At 68.9% G+C, this 4,228-nt stretch carries 3 protein-coding genes; all 3 read right to left on the bottom strand.

The window, feature by feature from the left end:
* Positions 1-500: 500 nt before the first annotated feature.
* The 3 genes from sucD to AC25YV_RS00800 all read right to left on the bottom strand — a co-directional run bounded on the left by sucD (position 501) and on the right by AC25YV_RS00800 (position 4,221).
* Positions 501-1,403 (bottom strand): succinate--CoA ligase subunit alpha, encoded by a 903-nt coding sequence (sucD, locus tag AC25YV_RS00810; protein WP_488121924.1) that lies wholly within the window; start codon positions 1,401-1,403, stop codon positions 501-503.
* Positions 1,404-1,416: 13 nt separating this feature from the next.
* Positions 1,417-2,580, bottom strand: coding sequence for an ADP-forming succinate--CoA ligase subunit beta (gene sucC / locus AC25YV_RS00805; protein ID WP_488121923.1), 1,164 nt, complete (start codon positions 2,578-2,580; stop codon positions 1,417-1,419).
* A gap of 84 nt (positions 2,581-2,664) precedes the next feature.
* Complete coding sequence (locus AC25YV_RS00800; RefSeq protein ID WP_488121922.1) at positions 2,665-4,221, bottom strand: FAD-dependent oxidoreductase; 1,557 nt, start codon at positions 4,219-4,221, stop codon at positions 2,665-2,667.
* Positions 4,222-4,228: the final 7 nt, after the last annotated feature.

Genomic DNA, 4,228 nt, shown 5'->3' with positions numbered 1-4,228 from the left:
CTCGACGTCGAGAACGACGGGAGGCAGCGGCTGCGCTGGCTCGGTCCCGCTGTCGATAAGAGGAGCCGGTGAAGTCCAGGTGCGGGGCGCAGGAGCTACGGCGGTCGTCTCCACAGCCAACGCGGCCGAGACCCCGGCCATCTGGCCGATCGCGAGACCCGCGCAGAGCGCTCCGACGAGAGCCGTGGGCCACGCAGATGGTGCGCCGACGGTCGCCGCGCGCGCGGGACGTCTCGTACGTTCCCTGATCAAAGGGGTCTCCGACTCTTTTCGGGCCTTTCCGCCCGCAAGGTTCCTGCTGAGATCCCCGTCCCCCCATGCGAGCTGTGATGAGCAGCCCGCATCCCGGTTCGAACCATAGGGCTCGGGGCGGCCTTCCACAAGTGCAGGAGTGAGATGCGCCCGACGAAATACGTCGACCACAGGTTGCCGCGCCCCAACGACAAAGGCGGATGCCGGGGCTCGAGGCCCGGCATCCGCCTGTGTGCGGAGTCTTTCGACTACAGCGAGTTGATGATGTCGCGCATGAGCGCGGCGGCCTCGGACGGGGTCTTCCCGACCTTGACTCCGGCGGCCTCGAGGGCTTCCTTCTTGGCCTGTGCCGTGCCCGCCGAGCCCGAGACGATGGCGCCGGCGTGGCCCATCGTCTTACCCTCGGGAGCGGTGAATCCTGCGACGTAGCCGACGACGGGCTTGGTGACATTCGCCTTGATGAAGTCGGCCGCACGCTCTTCGGCGTCGCCGCCGATCTCGCCGATCATGACGATCGCCTTCGTCTCGGGGTCGGCCTCGAAAGCGGCGAGCGCGTCGATGTGCGTCGTGCCGATGACCGGGTCGCCGCCGATGCCGATGGCCGTCGAGAACCCGATCTCGCGAAGCTCGTACATCATCTGGTAGGTCAGGGTGCCCGACTTCGAGACGAGACCGATCGGTCCCTTGCCCGTGATGTTGGCCGGGGTGATGCCCACGAGCGACTCGTCGGGCGTGATGATGCCGGGGCAGTTCGGGCCGATGATGCGCGTCGTGTTGCCCTTGGACTGCGCATACGCCCACGCCTCGGCGGTGTCACCGACGGGCACGCCCTCGGTGATGACGACGAGAAGCGGGATCTCGGCGTCGATGGCCTCGACCATCGCGTCCTTCGTGAAGGCGGGCGGCACGAACGCGATCGACACGTCGGCGCCGGTCTTCTCCATCGCCTCGGCGACGGACGCGAAGACGGGCAGCTCGACGTCGGAGCCGTCCTTCGCCTTGTGCAGCACGGTCGTGCCGGCCTTGCGGGCGTTGACGCCGCCCACGACCTGGGTGCCGGCCTTCAGCATGAGGGCCGTGTGCTTCGTGCCCTCGCCGCCGGTGATGCCCTGGACGATGACCTTGGAATCCTTGTTGAGGAAGATCGACATGTTCTGCAGTCCTTTACGCGTTGGCGAGCTCGGCGGCCTTGTCGGCGCCTTCGTCCATGGTCTCGGCGAGGGTCACGAGCGGGTGATTCGCGTCGCGCAGGATCGCGCGTCCCTCTTCGACCTTGTTGCCGTCCAGGCGCACGACGAGCGGCTTGGAGGCGCTCGCGCCGAGCTCGGCCAGGGCACCGACGATGCCCTTGGCGACGGCGTCGCACGCCGTGATGCCGCCGAAGACGTTGACGAAGACCGACTTCACCTGCGGGTCGCCGAGGATGACGTCCAGTCCCGCGGCCATGACCTCGGCCGAGGCGCCGCCGCCGATGTCGAGGAAGTTCGCCGGCTTCACGCCACCGTGGTTCTCACCGGCATACGCGACGACGTCGAGCGTCGACATGACCAGGCCCGCGCCGTTGCCGATGACGCCGACCTCGCCGTCGAGCTTGACGTAGTTGAGGTCGTTCTGCTTGGCCTTGGCCTCGAGCGGATCCGCGGCATCCTTGTCTTCGAGGAGCGCGTGATCGGGGTGACGGAACTCGGCGTTCTCGTCGAGCGAGACCTTGCCGTCGAGCGCGATGATGTCGCCCTCTTCCGAGAGGATGAGCGGGTTGACCTCGACGAGGGTCGCGTCCTCGCCCGTGTAGACGTTGTAGAGCTTGACGAAGACGTCGCTCACCTTGTCGACGAGCTCGGGGGCGAAGCCCGCCGCCTCGGCGATCTCGACGGCCTTGGACTTGTCGATGCCCTGCTGCGGGTCGACCGCGATGCGCGCGAGCGCTTCGGGGCGTTCCACGGCGAGCTCTTCGATCTCCATGCCGCCCTCGACGCTCGCGAGCGACAGGTAGGAGCGGTTGGCCCGGTCCAGCAGCACCGAGAAGTAGTACTCCTTGTCGATGCGTGCGCCCTGGGCGACCATGACGCGCTTGACGACGTGGCCCTTGATGTCGAGGCCGAGAATGGCCTGCGCTGCCTCGAACGCCTCGTCGGGTGTCTTGGCGACCTTGACGCCGCCGGCCTTGCCGCGGCCTCCGGTCTTGACCTGCGCCTTCACGACGACGACGCCGCCGATCTTCTCGGCCGCTGCGCGCACCTCCTCGGGCGTGTCCGCGACGATGCCGGCGAGAACCGGCACCTCATACTTCTCGAAAAGGTCTCGTGCCTGGTACTCGTATAGATCCACAGTGCATTCCTTCGCAGGTGGCGAATGGGTGGGGGCCGCAGAAGAAGCGGCTCAAAGTCGAGAGAGATCGACCGACTCAGCGTACTACTGCGCGGCAGAGACCTCAGACCCGGCCGCTTCGGAGGGCGTGCGCGGAAGGCGCTCGAGATCGCGCACCGCGGGTCCTTCGAGACGCGTGCCGTCAGGGGCGAAACGCGATGCGTGAAGCGGGCAGTCCCACGTGCATTCGGCGTCGTTCCACGACACGACCCCGCCGAGGTGAGAACAGACAGCGCTGACAGCACGTGTGACGCCGTCGACCGTCGACACGCCGACGGGCTTGGCACCGCGGTGCGCGATGACGCCTTCGCCCTCGGCCGGGCGTGGCACGGGAACGGGCGTGCGCTGAGCATCGATCCACCCGGATGCGGCCTCCCATCCGACCTTCACGTTCTCGACGCCGCCGCGGGCGAGGTCGGCGGGCACCGTGATCCGGCGCGCGATCGTGTTCATCCACTCGGGGCGTTCACGCCACGGCGTGCGTCGCACTTCGGCGGCGATCCGCAACGCAGCCGCCGGAGCGTTCGTGAGTCCCCACTTCGCATACCCCGTCGCGAAACGGATCCGCCCGAGACTGCGCGGCATCGCACCGACGAAGGGAACGAGATTGTGCGATTCGTAGTCCTGAGCCGACCACGCGTCGACCGGCCGGGCGCCGGGAAAATGCCGCTGCGTCCAGGCGATGAGGTCATCGATGCGCTCCTGCTCGTCGCCGCCGCGGCCCACGACGTGCCCGTTGCCGCCGACCACGAGTTGCGCCCGGCCGGCCGGGCCGTCGGCGTCGGTCACCGACCGCACCGACCGGGTAGGGCCGTCGACCGAGAGGAACAGCCCGTCAGGCAGGGCGGCATCCGTCTCGAAGGCGACGCAGTACGAGCGCATGCCCTGCACTTTGGCGAAGTAGAGGCCGCGGTCGACGATCGGCGTGCCGGTCGCGAGGACGACGTGACCGGCCCGCAGGGTGCCCTGAGCGGTCTCGACGATCGCTTCGGGCACGACGCGCGCGTGCCGCACCCGGGTGCCGAGGTACAACGCGCCGCCCGCGGCGACGAACGCCTCGGCGAGCGCGATCACGACGGACTGCGGATCGATGGCCACCTGGTCGTCGAGCGCGACGGCATCGACGAGGGGGAACCCCCAGTCCACGCCGTCTCCCGCGATGCGGCGAACGGCCAGCCCTGCTTCGGCGGCGGCAGCGGCCTCCGCCGCGACGGTGTCGACGCCGTCCTGCGTCTGCGCGTACGAGTAGGCGGTCCGTCGCGAGAAGGGCACGCCCGCTTCCGCGGCGAAGTCCGTGAGCCACTCGGCACCGGCACGGTTGGCGTCGACATAAGCGCGCACGAGCGAGGCGGGGTGATGGCGCCGCAGCGTCGAGAGCACGCTGCCCTGCAGGAGCGACGCCTTGCCCGTGTTGCCGCCTGTCGCGAGCTCGCCGACACCGCCCGCCTCGACGACGGCGACGTCCCGTCCGTCGCGGGCGAGCAGGAGCGCTGTGCTCAAGCCCGTGATGCCGGCACCGACCACGACGACATCGTGGCGCGTGCCGGCATCGAAAGCAGTGCCTGACGGCACCGTGCGGTCATGCTTCCACAAGGGGGTCATCACCTCA

This window comes from Microbacterium sp. Y832 (assembly GCF_057669765.1).
This window is presented reverse-complemented; position numbering and strand designations above follow the sequence as displayed.